The 15,605-nt window shown below is 74.2% G+C and carries 11 protein-coding genes and 1 pseudogene; 5 read left to right on the top strand and 7 right to left on the bottom strand.

Annotated features, from left to right (window positions below):
- Positions 1–32 precede the first annotated feature (32 nt).
- Positions 33–1,028, top strand: a complete 996-nt coding sequence (locus ABT116_RS11085) for a hypothetical protein (protein ID WP_351630877.1) — start codon at positions 33–35, stop codon at positions 1,026–1,028.
- Here the strand turns inward: ABT116_RS11085 and ABT116_RS11080 are convergent.
- The 5 genes and pseudogenes from ABT116_RS11080 to ABT116_RS11060 all read right to left on the bottom strand — a co-directional run.
- Complete coding sequence (locus ABT116_RS11080; RefSeq protein WP_351630874.1) at positions 1,006–3,282, bottom strand: hypothetical protein; 2,277 nt, start codon at positions 3,280–3,282, stop codon at positions 1,006–1,008. The two genes, ABT116_RS11085 and ABT116_RS11080, sit on opposite strands and share 23 nt — an antisense overlap.
- A gap of 47 nt (positions 3,283–3,329) precedes the next feature.
- Positions 3,330–4,418 (bottom strand): AAA family ATPase, encoded by a 1,089-nt coding sequence (locus ABT116_RS11075; protein ID WP_351630869.1) that lies wholly within the window; start codon positions 4,416–4,418, stop codon positions 3,330–3,332.
- Positions 4,415–5,413: a hypothetical protein gene (locus ABT116_RS11070; protein ID WP_351630866.1), complete on the bottom strand. Its 999-nt coding sequence runs from the start codon at positions 5,411–5,413 to the stop codon at positions 4,415–4,417. The genes ABT116_RS11075 and ABT116_RS11070 overlap by 4 nt, the downstream gene beginning before the upstream one ends.
- 55 nt (positions 5,414–5,468) lie before the next feature.
- Positions 5,469–6,722, bottom strand: coding sequence for a cation:proton antiporter (locus ABT116_RS11065; protein ID WP_351630864.1), 1,254 nt, complete (start codon positions 6,720–6,722; stop codon positions 5,469–5,471).
- 562 nt (positions 6,723–7,284) lie between these two features.
- Positions 7,285–7,471, bottom strand: a pseudogene (locus ABT116_RS11060) (hypothetical protein); the annotation flags it as partial.
- A 99-nt stretch (positions 7,472–7,570) separates the two neighbouring features.
- Here ABT116_RS11060 and ABT116_RS11055 point away from each other — a divergent pair.
- The gene (locus ABT116_RS11055) at positions 7,571–9,292 is read left to right on the top strand and encodes a LuxR family transcriptional regulator AbsR2 (protein WP_351630863.1); all 1,722 of its coding nucleotides are present in this window, start codon (positions 7,571–7,573) and stop codon (positions 9,290–9,292) included.
- A gap of 96 nt (positions 9,293–9,388) precedes the next feature.
- On the opposite strand, the gene ABT116_RS11050 is transcribed toward ABT116_RS11055, so the two are convergent.
- Positions 9,389–11,956, bottom strand: coding sequence for a CHAT domain-containing protein (locus ABT116_RS11050; protein ID WP_351630911.1), 2,568 nt, complete (start codon positions 11,954–11,956; stop codon positions 9,389–9,391).
- Positions 11,957–12,126: 170 nt separating this feature from the next.
- Here ABT116_RS11050 and ABT116_RS11045 point away from each other — a divergent pair, with 170 nt between their 5' ends.
- The 3 genes from ABT116_RS11045 to ABT116_RS11035 all read left to right on the top strand — a co-directional run bounded on the left by ABT116_RS11045 (position 12,127) and on the right by ABT116_RS11035 (position 14,680).
- Positions 12,127–13,557: a S8/S53 family peptidase gene (locus ABT116_RS11045; protein ID WP_351630861.1), complete on the top strand. Its 1,431-nt coding sequence runs from the start codon at positions 12,127–12,129 to the stop codon at positions 13,555–13,557.
- 62 nt (positions 13,558–13,619) lie between these two features.
- Positions 13,620–14,195 (top strand): RNA polymerase sigma factor, encoded by a 576-nt coding sequence (locus tag ABT116_RS11040; protein ID WP_351630858.1) that lies wholly within the window; start codon positions 13,620–13,622, stop codon positions 14,193–14,195.
- Positions 14,192–14,680 (top strand): hypothetical protein, encoded by a 489-nt coding sequence (locus ABT116_RS11035; protein WP_351630856.1) that lies wholly within the window; start codon positions 14,192–14,194, stop codon positions 14,678–14,680. Before ABT116_RS11040 ends, ABT116_RS11035 begins: the two co-directional genes overlap by 4 nt.
- A 21-nt stretch (positions 14,681–14,701) precedes the next feature.
- On the opposite strand, the gene ABT116_RS11030 is transcribed toward ABT116_RS11035, so the two are convergent.
- Positions 14,702–15,490, bottom strand: coding sequence for an N-formylglutamate amidohydrolase (locus tag ABT116_RS11030; protein ID WP_351630854.1), 789 nt, complete (start codon positions 15,488–15,490; stop codon positions 14,702–14,704).
- Between the last annotated feature and the right edge of the window lie 115 nt (positions 15,491–15,605).

Here is a 15,605-nt window from a genome sequence, read left to right as displayed (position 1 = left end):
CCGGGCGGTTCCCCGACGGAAGGTGAGCGCAGGTGGCGACAGCCCCGCACCCGGAGACCGAGCTCTTCACGGAGTCCCACTGGTCCCCGGAGGGCCACGGCCGAATAACAGCGCTGTGCCAAGGGGCCTTCGCAGGTGTCCCCGCCCTCAGGTCGGTGTCCCACTACAGCAACGGCATCATCGACTTCGTGGTCCGCCGGGGCGACTGCCCGCCGCTGAGCAGCCTGGTCACCGTGGGCGGCGAGGACATCGCCAACGAGGCGCTGCCCGGCAGCCGGCTGCTGCTGTGCACCCAGGACCTGGGCGCGCTGATGCGGCCGCTGGGCACGGGTGAGCTGATGCGCGTCGTGGTGGCCAACGCGCACGGCGGACTGTGGGGCGGCCGCGTCAAGGCGGGGGAGTACCTGTCCGCGCACACCGACACGCCCGGCGGGATGCCCGCCGTGGACCAGGCCATGAACACCCTCGTCTCCGCCATCCGCACCCAGGTGCACCACCTGCCCGACGAACTGCCCGGCGGCCTCACGGACACCCTGGAGCCCCTGCCGGAGGACAAGGGGCGGCTGCGGATCGACTTCGGGACGGCGGCGGCCGAGCACGACGGCCCCTCCGAGATGCGGCTGCGGGCCCTGTGGGGCGCCCACGTCAACACCCTCGACCTGCAGTACGCCGCCTACTACCGGGACTGGAAGCTCGTCTGCGCGGGCGACGTCTTCGAGAGCCCTGAGCTCGGCCCGCGCTTCCTGGAGACCAGCGTGCGCTCCCGCCGCACCTCCTACCGCGACCTCGCCCAGAGCCTGCGCGGCCATCTGGCCCGGCTGACCGACGCGTTGCGGCTGGTGGTGCCGCCACCCGCCGACCGCCTCGTCCTGGACGTCCAGGAGGGCGCCGTGGACGTGATCTGGCTGTCGCCGCGGGACTACGTCATCGGGGTGACGCTGGACCAGCGGCAGGTCACCCACGCCGAGACGCGGCTGCACCGACTCGCGGACGCCGTGGGCGAGGTCATGCGGACCGCACGGCACTGACCAGGGCGCTCCACACCTCGTCGGCGAGTGCCTCCACCGCCCGCGCGACGGTCGGCCGGTGCACCGGGCCCGCCCCGCCGAGGGCCTGCACGGGCAGCACCTCGACCGCCGTCTCGTACTCCCGGCAGACCTCGCGCAGCCGCGCCCACTGCTCCTCACTCGGCACGCCGGCCGAGACGGCGCGGAACCAGGTGTCGGCCCCCGTGCGGAACGTCTCCGTCAACTGCCGCACCAACGTGGCGCAGCCCAGCGCGGCCAGATCGGACGGCCCCGCCCGCAGGGCCGGACCACCGGCCGCGGCACCGCCGGCCGGGCGCCCGGCCAGCCGCTCCACGGACGCGTCCAGCAGTGCGAACACCTCCTCGAACCGCCCCTCGACGGGCTCCGGCAACGCCGAACGCGTCGGACCGGGCGCCGCCGCGACCAGATCACGCCGGGCCAGATCGCTCACCGTCCGTCGCAGCTGCCCCAGTTGGGAACCGTGCTCACCGAGGGCACTGCGCAACTCGGTGGTCAGCTCCGCGAGATCGGCCTCCTGGCGCAGCTGGGTGAGACGGGCGCGCAGCCGGTCCAGGGCCTGGTTCACGGCCTGCGTGAAGTCGCCCGGGCGGTACACCAGGGGCTGTGAGCCCAGCGAGCGCGCCAGCCGGTCCCGCATGGTCCGCGACACAAGGCCGTTGACCACGAGCAGTATCTCGGCCTGCGCCGGCTGCAGGGCGCCGCGCAGTGCCCGGACGCGCGCGGTGATGCGTTCCTCGTCGTCGGCGACGAGCACCGAGGGGGTGACCACGATCGCGATGTAGGCGTTCGGGACCGGCTCCAGCCAGTACGCCACCGCCAACGGCCCGTCTGCGTCGGAGCCCCGCGCCGGGACCGGGTCGTGCGACGCGATGCGCCACTGGCCCTGTGCCAGCGCGTCGTGGATCGTGGACACCACCTGGTCCTCGGAGACGTTGTCGTGCAGCTCACGCACGGCCCGCAGCACGGTCGCGGCACTCACCTCCCGGACCGCGCCGCCGCCGTCCTCGCTCAACTGCCAGGCGTGGTGGCAGGTCTTGAGGATCTCCCGGGGCACCCCGCCGGTGAGCTCCTGGAGGATCTCGACCGACTCCGAGCCGAACGGCGCAGGCCACCGCTCGATCGCGTCCGCCCCCTCGGACGCGTCCGGCCGGGCCCCCGAACCGGCGTACTCGGCGACCAGCCGCCCGGTGAGCTCGGCGCCGAACCGCGTCGGCCACAGCTGCACCACCCGCTCGTGCAGGCTCGGCCGGAACGCGTTGAGCCCGCCCGGCGAGGTGCAGAACACCAGCAGACCACCCCGGCTCACATACACGTTGACCAGCCGCTCGAAGGCGTCCACGAACGTACGCCGGGAATCCTCCGGCCAGTCCAGGACCTTCTCCAGCGAGTCGATCAGCAGGACGTACGGTTTGCCCACCCGGCCGTGCAGGAAGCCCTGGACGGCCAGCGCGTCGAAGACCGGGTCGATGCCCGAGACGGCGTCCTTGATGCCGCGTTCCCGCAACTGCTGCGCGGGCTCGTCGCCGCTCAGCCACGCCCACACCATCGACGTGAAGCGGGGGTCCTGGAGCAGGGCGAGCGCGGTGGCGAACCGCCGGTGCTCCGTCACCTCGCCGAGGGTGACGCGCAGATCGGCGTGCATCACCTCGGGGTCGTAGCGCAGCGCGGAGACCACCTTGTCCGGGTCGAGGACCCGGTCGCGCAGCCCGGTGGCGATGTCGTCGAGGGCGATGTCACCCAGCGGGATGTCGTCCGGCCGGCCCGGGCGCGGATCAGAGCTCTGCTCGCCGACCCGCACCGCCGTCACATAGGCGTAGTAGTCCCGGACGAGTTCCCCGAACGCGGCACGCCCCTCCGGGCTGTCCGCGGGGCCCCGCAGCCGGTCGCGGTACATCCGGCCGAAGTCCTGCGCCGGCTCGTCGACGATCCACAGGGCTGGGCCGTCCGGGCGGGCCAGCGCGTTGCAGACCTCGCGGGCCGCATGGGACTTGCCGAGACCGAACTCGCCCACCACGGCGATCGCCCGGCCACGCCGGCCGCCCCGGGGCCGGTCCCGGAGGTAGTCGCGCACCAGGCCCTGGAGCTCCCCGAGGATCTGGGTCGGGACGTGGGCGTTGCCCGAGTCCGCCGCCTCGACCGGGGCCTCACCGAGGTCCGCCGAAGGGCCGAGCCGCACGACCGGCACCAGGGGAAAGGGGTTGCTGTACCAGGTGTCTGCACTGCTTGCGGCCACGATGGCACTCCTTGCGGGTCCTGTGAGGGCGCGGTCGGGGGTGGGCGTCAGCCGCCGGGGCGGGGCGGGATCGGGTCACGGAGCAGGGAGGCACGGCCGGCCCGGCGCCGCTCCCAGTGGGGTCTGAGCGCGTCGGCGTCGATCGGCCAGGGGTGCGGCGCGCTGCGCAGCGCGTCCGCCGCCGAGTGGAACACCGTCCGCAGTTCGCGTACGTCGGACGGTCTCCATTCGGAGTGTGCCGCCACCAGGGAGCTTCTGTCCGGTTCGACCAGGCCGTTCGGGCCGCCGTCCGACGCCCGGGCGCTGCGGCTGAACCGCCAGATGTCCTCGGAGTTCAGCCCGTGCAGCGTGAGATGGGTGACCGCCGCCGAGTCGCTCAGCGTGGCGGCCACTTCCCTCGCCGTCTCCGCCGCGCCGTGGCTCACTTCGACGAACAGTACGATCCTGGCGGGCGCGGCGCTCAGGCAGGAGTGCAGAAAGTCCGACCGGAGGCCGACGTCGTTCCACCGTATGTGCGGGATCACGGCGAAGAGCAGTGCGTTGTGCTGGGCCAGCAGGTCCTTCATGTCGTTGTAGGCCTGGTACGGATCCTCCTCGGCGATGATCGACCGGACGCGGCCTTCGGGGAACTCGTGCCGCAGCAGCCCCTTCGCGATCTCCTTGCGTATGCGGGTGTTGATCAGTTCGATCGGCGCGAACGACCCGTCCGGTCCGACGCTGATGCGGCGGCCGTCGTTCACCAGTCCCGCGGTCGGCACGAACACGGCGCGCGGGTCGCCCGCCGCGGCCGCAGCCTCCGCCACCCTTTGCTGCGCCTCGTGGATGCACCGGTGGATGAGGCTGGTCTTGCCCATGCCGGGGGGTCCGCTGACGATCACCACACGGCCGTCCCCCGAGTCCTCGTGTTCGAGGAGGTCGTGGAGAGGGGGCCAGTCCGCAACGAAGCGTTCCAGCTGCTCGCCCGAGTGATCCACGTCCACCCACTGGTGCATGTGGTCCGGCTGCTTCCACGGCACCAGGGGATGGTCGGCGCTGAACGTCGCGCCGGCCTTGGCCCCCTGGGCACCGTGCTTCGTGCCGTTCGATCCGTGCGGTTTGCGCACTCCGTAGGGGTTGGCCCAGTCGGAGTCGGTCATGCGTGAGGTCCTCCGGCGCTGGTGGGACGGTCGCTGCCGCGTGCTCCGGGCAGCCACCAAAGGGGCGCCGGGCGTCGCAGATCCGCCACCTCGCCCAACTTCCGGTCCAGCTTGGTGCGCACGGCGTCCGCCTCGCTCTTTCTCTGGCGCGGCAGCAGGAGTCGACCTTCCCGGCTGCTCGGCAGTCTGTCCGTCAGGGGAAGAGAATCGGCCAGCCGCCGGGCCGCCTCGCGGCGCGGGGCCGGGCCGGGCACCTGGGCGAGGAGACCGGAGAGCGCCTCCCGGGCCCGTGACGCCTCGGCGTGGTCCGTCTCGGGATCCTGTTCGTACGCCGTGAGATAGAGCCATGCGATCCTCCGGAATTCCTGCACGGCCGCCGCCAGTTGCCGGTCGCGCGTGCGCCGCTCAGCCGAGATCCGTTCCGTCATCTGTCCCACCAGCGTGAGGGCCGCGCCGGCCGCCAGCAGGTACACCCCGTCGAGGAAACCGCCCAGGCCGCCGGAGCCGCCCTTGTCCGAGGACGCCCCCGGCGGATCACCCGCCGCGGCCAGGACCGCGTCGCAGACCCGCTCGAAGTCGCCCTGGCGCCTGTCGGCCCAGTCGTCGAGCGACATCACGCCACCCTCGGGGCCGGGCACCCGGACGGCGTCCACACCGCCGGCCGGTCCCAAGGGGCGCCGCACCACATCCAGTTGTAGCGCGGCCTCCCGGAGCTCGTCCCGGTGCTCGTCGGCCAGGCAGTACACCAGCCGGACATCACTCCTGCCGGTGTCGGCGACGGCCTGCCCGGCGGTGGTGGACAGGAGCAGCAGGGCGCCGAGCAGCACGGGCTTCCAATGCGCAGCGGCCTTCCGGCGCGGGGCGGGGGAGAGGCGCGGGCAGCCCTGGAGGGTGCGGCCGCGGAGCGGGCGCAGGACGCCGTGGCGGCTCGGGAAGCCACGGACGCGTCCGGCGCGGCGGGGACGTCCCCCACCGCCCACTCCCCGCTCGCTCATCCGGCCTCCCCGTTCCCCTGGCCGCGACCCGTTCGGGACGCCGCACACCCCTCGGCTATGCGGAGGACCGCAGTCCGTCGGCCGTGGCCGGTGCCCCGCCCGGCATGCCGTCGCCGGGCGCCGGATGCCGGGGGAGACGCTTCTGCCCGGCCGTGGGTTGCCGGCCTTTTCCGGCCCGGTGGCGCGACCAGCAGCCGAACGCGATCTGCGCACCGTAGTGCAGCAGATTCACCGTCACCACGGCCGGTGCGACGATGCCGACCGTCTTCGGGAAGTCGCGTTCCAGGGTGAGGGCCAGCAGCACGGCCGTGAGCCCGTTCTGCTGGCCGATTCCCAGCAGGACCCGGTCCCTTCCGGACAGGCCGCTGACGAAGAGCGGCATCAGCAGCACGGCCACCACCGCCTGCGCGAGGAACGCCGAACCCCCCAGCAGCAGCCCCGGCTTGATCGAAACCCCTTGGGCGACGAACAGGCCCAGCAGGGCGGTGGCGAGCAGGAAGGCACTGGTGACCGCCCGCGCGAGAGGGCGGGTGAACGCCTGCGTCCGCAGGAACAGTCCGGCCACCGCCACGGCCAGCATGAGCATGTTCGCGGCGGCGAGCACCAGCATGACCACGACCAGGAGGACGGCGAGCGGCGTCGCCGGGCGCCGGGGGCGCGCGAGCTGCTGCTCGCTCTCCCGGGCCGGCCACACCTTGCCGCCCGCCCACCACGCCAGCAGGGCACCGCCCAGCAGCAGCGCGTTCAGCGCCAGCCCGAGGGCATACCCCTGGGCCCCGCCGCCCACCACCGAGGGCGTACCCGTGTGCCCGGCGGCCGTGTAGGCGTACCCGGCGACGTACAGCGTCAGCAGCACCGTCATCGGGTCGTCGAAGGAGGCCCACGCCGTGAGCAGGGAACGGGCGCGCTGCGACATGTGCCCGTCCTTGCTGAGCGCGGTCACCGACAGCGGGTCGATCTGCGCGACGACGATGCCGAGGACCAGGTACTCCGGGCGGTCGAAGGCCCAGACCATCACGCCCGAGATCATCGCCGCCTTGAGAACGACCCCCAGCGTGACGGCCGCCACCACGCCCCGCAGGTCACGACGCAGATCCGCGAGATCGATGCCGTACGTGCTGCCGTACAGCCCCACGGCCAGCAGCAGCCCGGTGGCGACGACGTACCCGGTGGTGCCGACGAGGCCCGTCGGGTCCGCCGCCAGGCCGATCGACGTCCCCAGAAGCAGCGCGCCCAGCGCTCCGAGCAGAACGGCCGGAACCGCCGGCAGCTTCCGCCGCCGGCCACGGTCGCGTCGGGACCTCTCCACCTGCTCCCCCCATCCCCCGGTGTCACGCCGCGAGCGTAGTCGGGCCGTAGGCACCTCGTGCGCTTATCGATACGGACGTGCAACCGCGAGAGCAATCAAGCGTAGATGTGAGCACTCGGACGGCGTAACACCATTTGCGGCCGTTCCTCTGCACGATGCCCGGTGACGACCGCCGCTGAACGCTCTTCACCCCTGGGGTGGATCCACGGCGCCTCGGCCGGTGCGCCCCGCGTCCGCCCCGCCGCCCCCGGCGGGACCCCGGACGGCATCATTCCCATGGAGCGTGCGCCCCCGGCCCCGGCCGGACATCGGCGTGAACGAGCGGATGGCGGCGCACGCGCCGGCCGGCCGCACCCGGCACGCACGAGCCGGTGCCCCCCGGCACATGGCGTGGTCGAGGACGTCACCCACCCCCATGGGCGACGTCCTCGACCGCTCCCCCGGTGCCGGACTGTGGCTCTCAGGTGCCCGCGCGGCGGATCCGTGCCGTCACCAGCACATCACCACCGTTTCCGCCGCACCCCCGGGCGGAGTACAGGCGTACGCGGGCGGGATGGCCGCCCCGTCGCGCCACCCCCCTCCCCGGCACGGGGGTGACGGACGCGTCGGAGTCACCGTCGCAGAACCAGTGGTGCAGAACTGTGCCGTTGGCCCACATCCGCCGCCCGCTCGTGAGCGCGCTCGGCCGCCGGCCCCGGTGCGAAGGCGGGCGCCGGCGCCTGAGCCAGCGAGCAGTAGCGTGCGGTCATGGGCCACAGCCTGCCCTGCGGCCCGCCCCCGGCGCCTGAGTCGGGGTCTACTCAAGTCGCCCTGTATCAAAGGTGAGTAGCCGCGCTCATGTCTGTGTGATGACTTACGAGAGGGACGCGACGACGCTGGAGCTGCCCTGGCCGTTCACCGGGCGGGAGGACGAACGGGAACTGGTCCGCCGGTCCTTGACCGGCGCACGACGCGGCATCGTGGTGACGGGACCGGCGGGCGGCGGCAAGACCCGCCTCGTCACCGAGGCGATCCGCGGCACCGACTGCGCCCGGGCGGCCGGTACACCCGAGAGCCGGACCATCCCCTTCGCGGCGTTCGCCCATCTGCTGCCCGACCCGGTCACGCTGCACCGCGCGGTCCAGGTGCTGTCCGGTGTCCGCACGCTGCTCGTGGACGACGCACACCTTCTCGACGACGCCTCCGCCGCCCTGGTCCATCAGCTCGCCGTGCACGGGCGCACCCGGCTGCTGGTCGTCGCCACGGACGGCTCCCCGGTACCCGGCGCGATCTCCCGGCTGTGGACCGGGGAACTCCTGCCGCGCATCGTGCTGGAGCCGCTGCCGGAGGAGGAGACCGCCGCCCTGCTCACGGCCGGTGCCGGTCCCCTCGACGCGCTCACCGCGAACCGGCTGCGCCGCCTGTGCCAGGGCGACCTGCGGCTCCTGCGCGACCTGCTGGGGGCGGTGCGCGGGCTGCTGACCCCCGTCCCGGACACCGGCGAACGGGCGTGGCGGGGCCCGGTTCCGCTGACCCCGGCCGTCCGTGAACGCACCGCCCCCGTCCTCGGCCGGACCGGCCCTCTCGAACGCGACATCCTCGACCGCCTCGCCTTCGCCGAGCCCTTGCCCCCCGACCTGCACGAACTGGACCACGGGGCCCTCGAAGTGCTGGAGTCCGACGGCCTGATCGAGGTCGACGACCGCGGTGCCGTCCGTCTCGCCCACCCCCTGTACGGGCCGGTGCTCCGGGCCGCGGCGGGCCGGCTGCGAGCACGCCGGCTGGCCCGGACGCCGGACGCGTACGCCGCCGCCCTCGACGCCGAGTCGGCCGCCCTGGCCCACCGGATCGAGCAGGCCGACGTACGGGCGACGGCCACCCCGGTGGGGGAGTGGCTCGTCGCCGAGGGCGGCACGCTGCCGGGCGGGTACGCCGCGGTGCGCGCCCGGTTCGCACGTCTGCGCGGGGAGGTGAGGGAGGCGGCGGCCTGGGCGCGGGAAGGCCTGCGAGGCGACCCCCGGAGCGTGCCCTGCCGAGCGGAACTCGACTGCGCCCTGGCGACGATGGACAGCCGGGGCGACCTGGACCCCGCAGCCCTCACCGACCCCTACGACGCCGTCCGCCTCGGCGCTCCCGAGCAGGTCGTCGACCGGCTCGGCGGCGTCTTCGCCCGGCACGCCGACGCGCTCACCCGCGCCGACGGCCCGGACCTGGACGAGGTGGCCGCGGAACTGGAGCGCCGGGGCTTCCTGCTGTTCGCCGCCGAGGCATACGCCCAGGCCGTACGAGCCCACCGCGACCCGGGCGCCGCCCGGCACTCCCGCACCCGGGCCGTCGCGCTGGCCCGGCGCTGCCAGGGCGCCCGCACGCCCGCACTGTCCGGGCTGGTCCTGGGCGAACTCACCGCCCGGCAGCGGCAGATCGTCACCCTCGCCGCCGCCGGCCTGACCAACCGGCAGATCGCCGAACACCTCACCCTGTCCGTGCGCACCGTCGGCAACCACCTGTACAGCGCCTACGCCCGGCTCGGCGCGAGCGACCGCGGCGCCCTGCCGTGGGCCGCCCGGACGCCGGAAGCCCAACCGGCCTAATGCAGCACCAGGCGACGTTCGCCCCGTCGCGCAAATTTCGCCTGCCGCAGTACTGGCCGGCCCAGGACCGGCGGCCTGACCCGAACAGGGGACGGGTCAGGCCGCCCCGAACGCCGAGAACGCCCACCCCGTGGCCTGGTGCAGCGCGTCACCCGGCAGGGCGGCCCGGGCGTCGCGCAGCGCCTCCGCCAGGGACAGACCGTCGTCGAGGCCCTTGTGCAGCGCGAGCATCAGCGGCACCACCGCGGCGTCGTTCACGGGCGCGCTGCACGCCACCACCCCGGCCGTGCCGAGCGGCAGCAACGCCGTGACCAGGCCCAGCAGTTCGTCCGCGCCGACGGAGGCGAGGCGCGCGGTGTCGCAGCAGGACAGGATGATCCGGTAGGGGCTGCGGTCCAGCCGCTCGAAGTCGTGTACGACGATCGGGCCGTCGGCCATCCGCAGGGACGAGAACAGCGGACTGTCCGCGCGGAACGTGCCGTGCGCCGCGATGTGCGCCAGCGCGGCCCCGTCCAGTTCCTCCAGCACCCGCGGCACCCGCGCCTCGTCCTCCTCCAGGACCGTCGCACAGCCGTACCGGCCGGCCAGCTCGGGCACCTCCGCACCGCCCGTCGCCAGGCCCGGGCCGCGCACCAGCACATGACAGCCGTCCGGCGGCGGCGCGGTCCGACGGGCCCGCAGCCAACTGCCCGCCGACGGCGACACACTGAGCACCCGCTCCCGCAGCGACGGCAGCAGCGCCCACGGCACCCGGTGCAGCCGCCCCGGCGGCACGATCACCACCGGACCGCCGCCCAGCTGCGCCACGGCCGGCCCCAGAAGCAGTTCCTCCAGCCGGCGCCCCGCCGCCTCCACCACCGGAAGCCGGGCCTCCGCCCCCGGGTGGGCGAGCCGCCGCAGGCCCGCCTGCACGTGCTCGGCCTCGGTCTCCGCCTCGGTGAGCAGTCCGGCCTCGAACCGGCGTACCCGTCCCCGGCCGCACAGCAGCACCTGCACCCGTCCGCCGAGCACGGCGAGCTCCACCATCAGGGTCTCGTCACCCAGCTCCGCCAGCAGCCGCCCGACGTCGAACCGGTCCCCGCCACCGGGGGCCTCGCCCCGCATGTGCAGGGTCCGGGAGCGGATCTCCCGTTCCAGCCGCCGCTGTTCGCGCTCCAGCGCCACAACCGGCCGGCCCTCCATCCGGGCGGCCTCCGCACGCGAGGCGATCTCGCGGAAGGCGGTCATGCCGCTGAGCAGCTCCGGGTCGGCGGGCGGTCTGGTCGGCGGGGTGGACAGCACGGTGGCCCGCCAGCGCTCGCTCCACACCAGCAACCGCCGAGGCCCGCCGGAGACCAGACTGGCCCGCTGCGCCAACGCCGCAAGTTCCGCGCCCTGTTCGGTGGCCCGGGCCCGCAGCTCCGAGGCGCCCAGCGTCATCCGGTGGTCGTCCAGCACGTCCAGGCCCCGACGGCAGGCGTGCAGCACGCCCCGGGCCGACCCGGCGGCCCGCGCCCGCAGCGCCTGCGCCGCCCAGCCCGTCATGCGCGCCAGCGGCGGACCGCTGCGGCGGCTGCGCGCGGCCACGGCCAAGTGCCGCTCCGCGTCGGCGGTCCAGCCCAGATCCAGCGCGATCCGGCCCGCCAGCAGCGACGCCTCCGGCGCGGCCGGGGCGCCGAAGGACGCCAGCGTCCCGGCCACCGCGGCGGCGTCGGCGACCAGCCGCCCCGAGCCGCGCCCGGCCGCGTACCGCGCCTCGATCAGCACCAGCCGGGCGTGCGCCTCCCACCAGGAGCGCCGCTGCCCCGCGAACAGCCGTACCGCGAGGGCGGCGCGGGCGATCGCCGTGTGCTGATCGCCCGCCGACCGGGCGGCCCGCGCGGCGGCCAGCAGCAGCTCCGCCTTGCGGGTGGACTGCCCGCCGATCCCGTCCAGTCTCCCGGTCGCCGTGTCCGCCTCGGCCAGTGCCTCGGGTGCGAGACCGGCCGCCATCAGCACCTCGCAGCGCCGGATGTTCAGCATGAACGTCGGCGTGCCGAGCCGCGCGTAGCGCTCCTCCGCCTCGTCCAGCAGCCGCAGCGCCGCCGGGACGTCCCCCGACCGGAACGCGGCCAGACCCCGGCTCTCCACCGCGTCCGCCTTGTCGTGCTCCTGGCCGGTGGTGTCCCACAGCGCCTCGGCCGCGGTGAAGTCCGCCTCGGCCCGCTCCACCGACCCCAGCGCCAGGTGCACGGTGGCCCGCAGGGTCAGCGCCCGCGCCGTCCAGATCACGTCGTCCGCCTGCCGCAGCACGGGCACCGCCCGGCGCACGTCCTCCAGCGCCTCGCGATGGTGGCCGAGAACCCACCACACGTACGCCCGCCGGTACAGCACCCGCGCCCTGGTGTGCCCGCCGCCCCGCGCCACACCCCGCTCGAACGCCGCCAGGCCCTCCCGGGTGCGGCCCGCGTGCACCAGCGCCACGCCCAGCGTGGCCAGCACGTCCGCCTCCCGGTCGGCCGAGTCGGCACGCGCCGCGCACGCCCGGGCCCGCCGCAGATGGTGCAGCGCGAGCCGCAGGTCGCCGAAGTCCCGCTGCCAGATGCCGATCACCTGGTGGGCCACGGAGGCGTCCAGCGGGGTGGCGTCGGCGGCGAGCAGGGCCCGGGCCCTCGCGAGAGCCTCGCCCGGGTCGGCGAACACCATCGGCAGCAGTTCGGTCACCGCGTCGCTTCCCGCTGTCACTCCTCGGATGGTAGTGGTCCCACAGCGCCCCACACAGGTGTGGAGCTGTATCAGGCGACGGCCCCTCGGCTCATGTTGACGACCGCTCAGCGGCGCCGGCCGACGCCGTCGCACCAACGGGAGGACCCGCCATGGCACCTCAGCGATTCCACGAGCAGTTCGACCAGATCCAGCGCTCGATGCCGGACGTCCCCCTGGCGATGGGCCCTGACGACTCGGCGGAGTTCATGTACGAGAAGGGCGTGGTCCTCGTCCGCGACGGCGAGGAGGCCCGGATCGTCGAGGACACGGTGCGGGCGCACTTCACGGCGGCACCCGACCTCGACCAGGAGCAGGTCCGCCGCGCGGGCCCGCAGACCAACCGCAGCGGCGTCACCCGTATCCGCGTCGGCGACCCGGGCGAGGGCGGCCGGGACGCCGACCGCACCGTCGCCCACGCCCTGCGCTCCGTACGGGAGCACGAGTCGCGGGCCGGGCACCGGATGGTCGCCCGCAACCACGTGGTGCACATCGCGGTCAACGCCTGCCCCGGCGACGAACCCGTCCCCGCTCCGCTCAGCGAGCCCCCCAACCCGGCCGCCGCCGACACGCCCCACGACCCGGACACCGCCGTCGCCGTCCTCGTCGTCGACACCGGCCTCGTGCACGACTACCGCTCCTGCGGTCTGCTCGCCCACACCGGCGGCGACGCCCAGCTCCAGGAGTGCGACGACCAGGGGATCCTCCGGCAGTACGTCGGTCACGGCACGTTCATCGCCGGGCTCGTGGCGGCCGTGGCGCCCAACACCGACATCACCGTGCGCGGCAGCCTCAACGACGCCGGCGCCGTCCTGGAGTCCGAGTTCGGCGAGAAGCTCTTCGAGGCCGTCGACGCGGGCGGCTGGCCCGACGTGCTCAGCCTCTCCGCCGGCACCTCCAACGGCCGCACCGACGGTCTGCTCGGCGTCGAGAACTTCATGCGGGAACTGCGCGAGCAGCGCACCCTGCTGGTCGCCGCCGCCGGCAACAACGCCGGCGCCGCGCCCTTCTGGCCCGCCGCCTACGCCGATCTGCCCGGCTGGGAGGACTCCGTGCTGTCGGTCGGCGCGCTGCGCAGCGACGGCGAGTCCGGCGCCTGCTTCACCAACCACGGGCCCTGGGTGAAGGTCTACGCCCCCGGCGAGCGCCTCACCAGCGTCCTCACCGGATTCGACGCACCCGTCCCGTACGTGTACCAGCACTCCACGTACGACACCTGCCGCTACGGCTTCTCCTACGGCTGCACCTGCCGGCACCCCCGCCACAGCGGTGTGCTGAGCGACGAGGGCAACGCCGCCAAGCCGGACCAGGTGATGTTCGAGGGGTACGCGCAGTGGAGCGGCACCTCCTTCGCCACCCCCGTGACCGCGGGCCTGGTTGCCGCTCACATGACGGCGCACAAGGAGACCGGCCCACGCGCGGCCCGGCAGCAACTCCTCACCACGAACACGGAGTTCGCGGAAGTGCGGGGCGCGCACGTCCCCGCGCTGCGTCCCCCCACCTGGCGTCCGGTCCCGGTCGTGCGCCTCGGCCCCGGGCTGTGACGGCCGAAGCCGCCCCCGCCACGGCGTACGATGACCTGCCGTACTCGAGGGGTGGGGCTGCCGTGGACCGTACTGATGCCGGCGCGCTCGTCCAGGCGGCAGCCGGCGGCGACGCGGCGGCCTGGAAGGCGCTCGTGGAGGGGCTGAGCCCCCTGGTGTGGTCCGTCGTCCGCGCCCACCGGCTCTCCGAAGCCGACGCCCACGAGGTGTACCAGACGGCCTGGTTCCGCTTCGCCCAGCACCTCGGGAGGATCCGCGAGCCCGGCAAGGCGGGCGCGTGGCTGGCGAGCACCGCGCGCCACGAGTGCCTGAAAGTCATCCGCAGTGCGCAGCGGCTGACTCTGACGGACGATCCGCGGCTGCTGGACCGGGCCAGCGAGGACGGCACGCCGGAACAGTCGCTGCTGGACTCCGAGGAGGCCGCCGCGCAGAGCGAACGCGTCCGGCGGCTGTGGCAGGAGTTCGAGGAACTGGGCGAAAGGTGCAGGCAGTTGCTGCGCGTGCTGATGGCCACGCCGCCGCCCAGCTACCACGACGTGTCCGCCGCGCTGGGCATCGCGGTGGGCAGCATCGGGCCGCTGCGCCAGCGCTGTCTGCGGCGTCTGCGGGCCCGGCTCGAGGCACGGGGGGCGATGTGAGCGACCGACACGACGACGACCTCTTCGGCGAAGAGGACTTCGACGACCGGGAGTTCGACGACGAACTCCTGGAGGAGGAACTGCGGCGGGCCGCCGCCGTCCTCGACCCGGTACCGGCCGAGCTCCAGCAGATCGCCGTCGACGCCTACGCGCTGCACGACCTGGAGGCGCGCGTGGCCGAGCTGACCTTCGACTCGCTGATCGACGCCCTGCCGGTCCGGGGTGTCGCCGACGTGCCGCGGATGCTGACCTTCCGGGCCGGTGAGGTGACCGTCGACGTCGAGGTGACCGCGCAGGGGCTCCTTGGGCAGGTGCTGCCGCCGCAGCCGGCCCGGATCGAGATCCTCGGCGGGCCGCGGCCCGGCTCCCCGCTCACCTCCGACGCCCTGGGCCGCTTCACCGCCGACGTGCCGCTGTCCGGCCCGTTCGCCCTGCGGCTGCGGACCGGCGGGGACGTGGTGGTGACGGAGTGGCTGCGGGCTTAGAGGGTGTCCGTGAGATCGACGTCAGCGGGACACACCGTCGACCAGCCGGGCCAGCGCCGCGCCTAGCCGCTTCAGCCCTGGCCCGGCGGGACCGCCCGGCTCAGCCATGTAGGTGTCCCGGCGGATCTCCACCATGAGGGCGCTCACCTCGGGCCGCTTCCCGTAGAACTCCAGCGGGACGTAGGTCCCGGCGAACGGGGTGTCGAGCCGCGTCTCCCCGAACGCCTCCCGGGCCGCGTCCAGCAGCGCGGGAGGCGTGTGGAAGGGGTCGGTGCCGAGGCAGACCGGAGGGCGCGGCCCCTCCCCGTGCAGTTCGTACGGCAGCCTGCGGCTCGGGTAGGAGTGCACGTCGATGATCACGGCCCGCCCGGTGGACTCCAGCCGGTCCGCCACGGCCTCGGTCATCGCCCGCGCGTAGGGCAGGAAGTACCGTTCGACGAGCGGACCGGCATCGACGCCCTCGGACCGCAGCGCGTCGCCGTGTGTGGTCCGCGTGTAGACCGCCCCCATCCCCACGGCCAGCATCTCCTCCCGCTCGTCCGGAAACCGCTCCGGATCGACGACCAGCCGCGACAGCCGATTGACGAACCGCCACGGTGTGACGCCCGCCAGCCCGGCCGCAACCTCGGCGATCCGGTCCGTGTGCGCGTCCGTGATGAGGTCCAGCTCCCGGGCCAACTCCCGGTCGCCGAGCACGATCCCCGCCCGCACGGCGTCCGGTATCCGCCGTGCCGCATGCGGCACATGGAGGATCACGGGCGACTGCCCGTCACCCGGCAGCAGCTCGAAAGAGTCCGGGGCGTCGGTCACGAGGCGGCTCCTGGGGCGTTGTTCCAGTGGTGTCCCAAGGGATCAAGGTGCCACACGAGGCCGGGGCAAGGGCCGCACAGGGCTCCGCCCCGGCCGGGCACGGTGCCGGCCGGGG

Source organism: Streptomyces sp. NPDC002130, assembly GCF_040296465.1.
Taxonomy (GTDB): Bacteria; Actinomycetota; Actinomycetes; order Streptomycetales; family Streptomycetaceae; genus Streptomyces.
The sequence above is the reverse complement of the archived record's forward strand: the minus strand, read 5'-3'. Positions and strand labels throughout refer to the sequence as shown.

Bases quoted from the DNA above. Each gene is read 5' to 3' on its own strand.
- ABT116_RS11050 (WP_351630911.1), bottom strand. From the start codon at position 11,956: ATGGTGTTCGCCGACCCGGGCGAGGCTCTCGCGAGGGCCCGGGCCCTG.
- ABT116_RS11045 (WP_351630861.1), top strand. From the start codon at position 12,127: ATGGCACCTCAGCGATTCCACGAGCAGTTCGACCAGATCCAGCGCTCG.
- ABT116_RS11075 (WP_351630869.1), bottom strand. From the start codon at position 4,418: ATGACCGACTCCGACTGGGCCAACCCCTACGGAGTGCGCAAACCGCAC.
- ABT116_RS11070 (WP_351630866.1), bottom strand. From the start codon at position 5,413: ATGAGCGAGCGGGGAGTGGGCGGTGGGGGACGTCCCCGCCGCGCCGGA.
- ABT116_RS11055 (WP_351630863.1), top strand. From the start codon at position 7,571: ATGACTTACGAGAGGGACGCGACGACGCTGGAGCTGCCCTGGCCGTTC.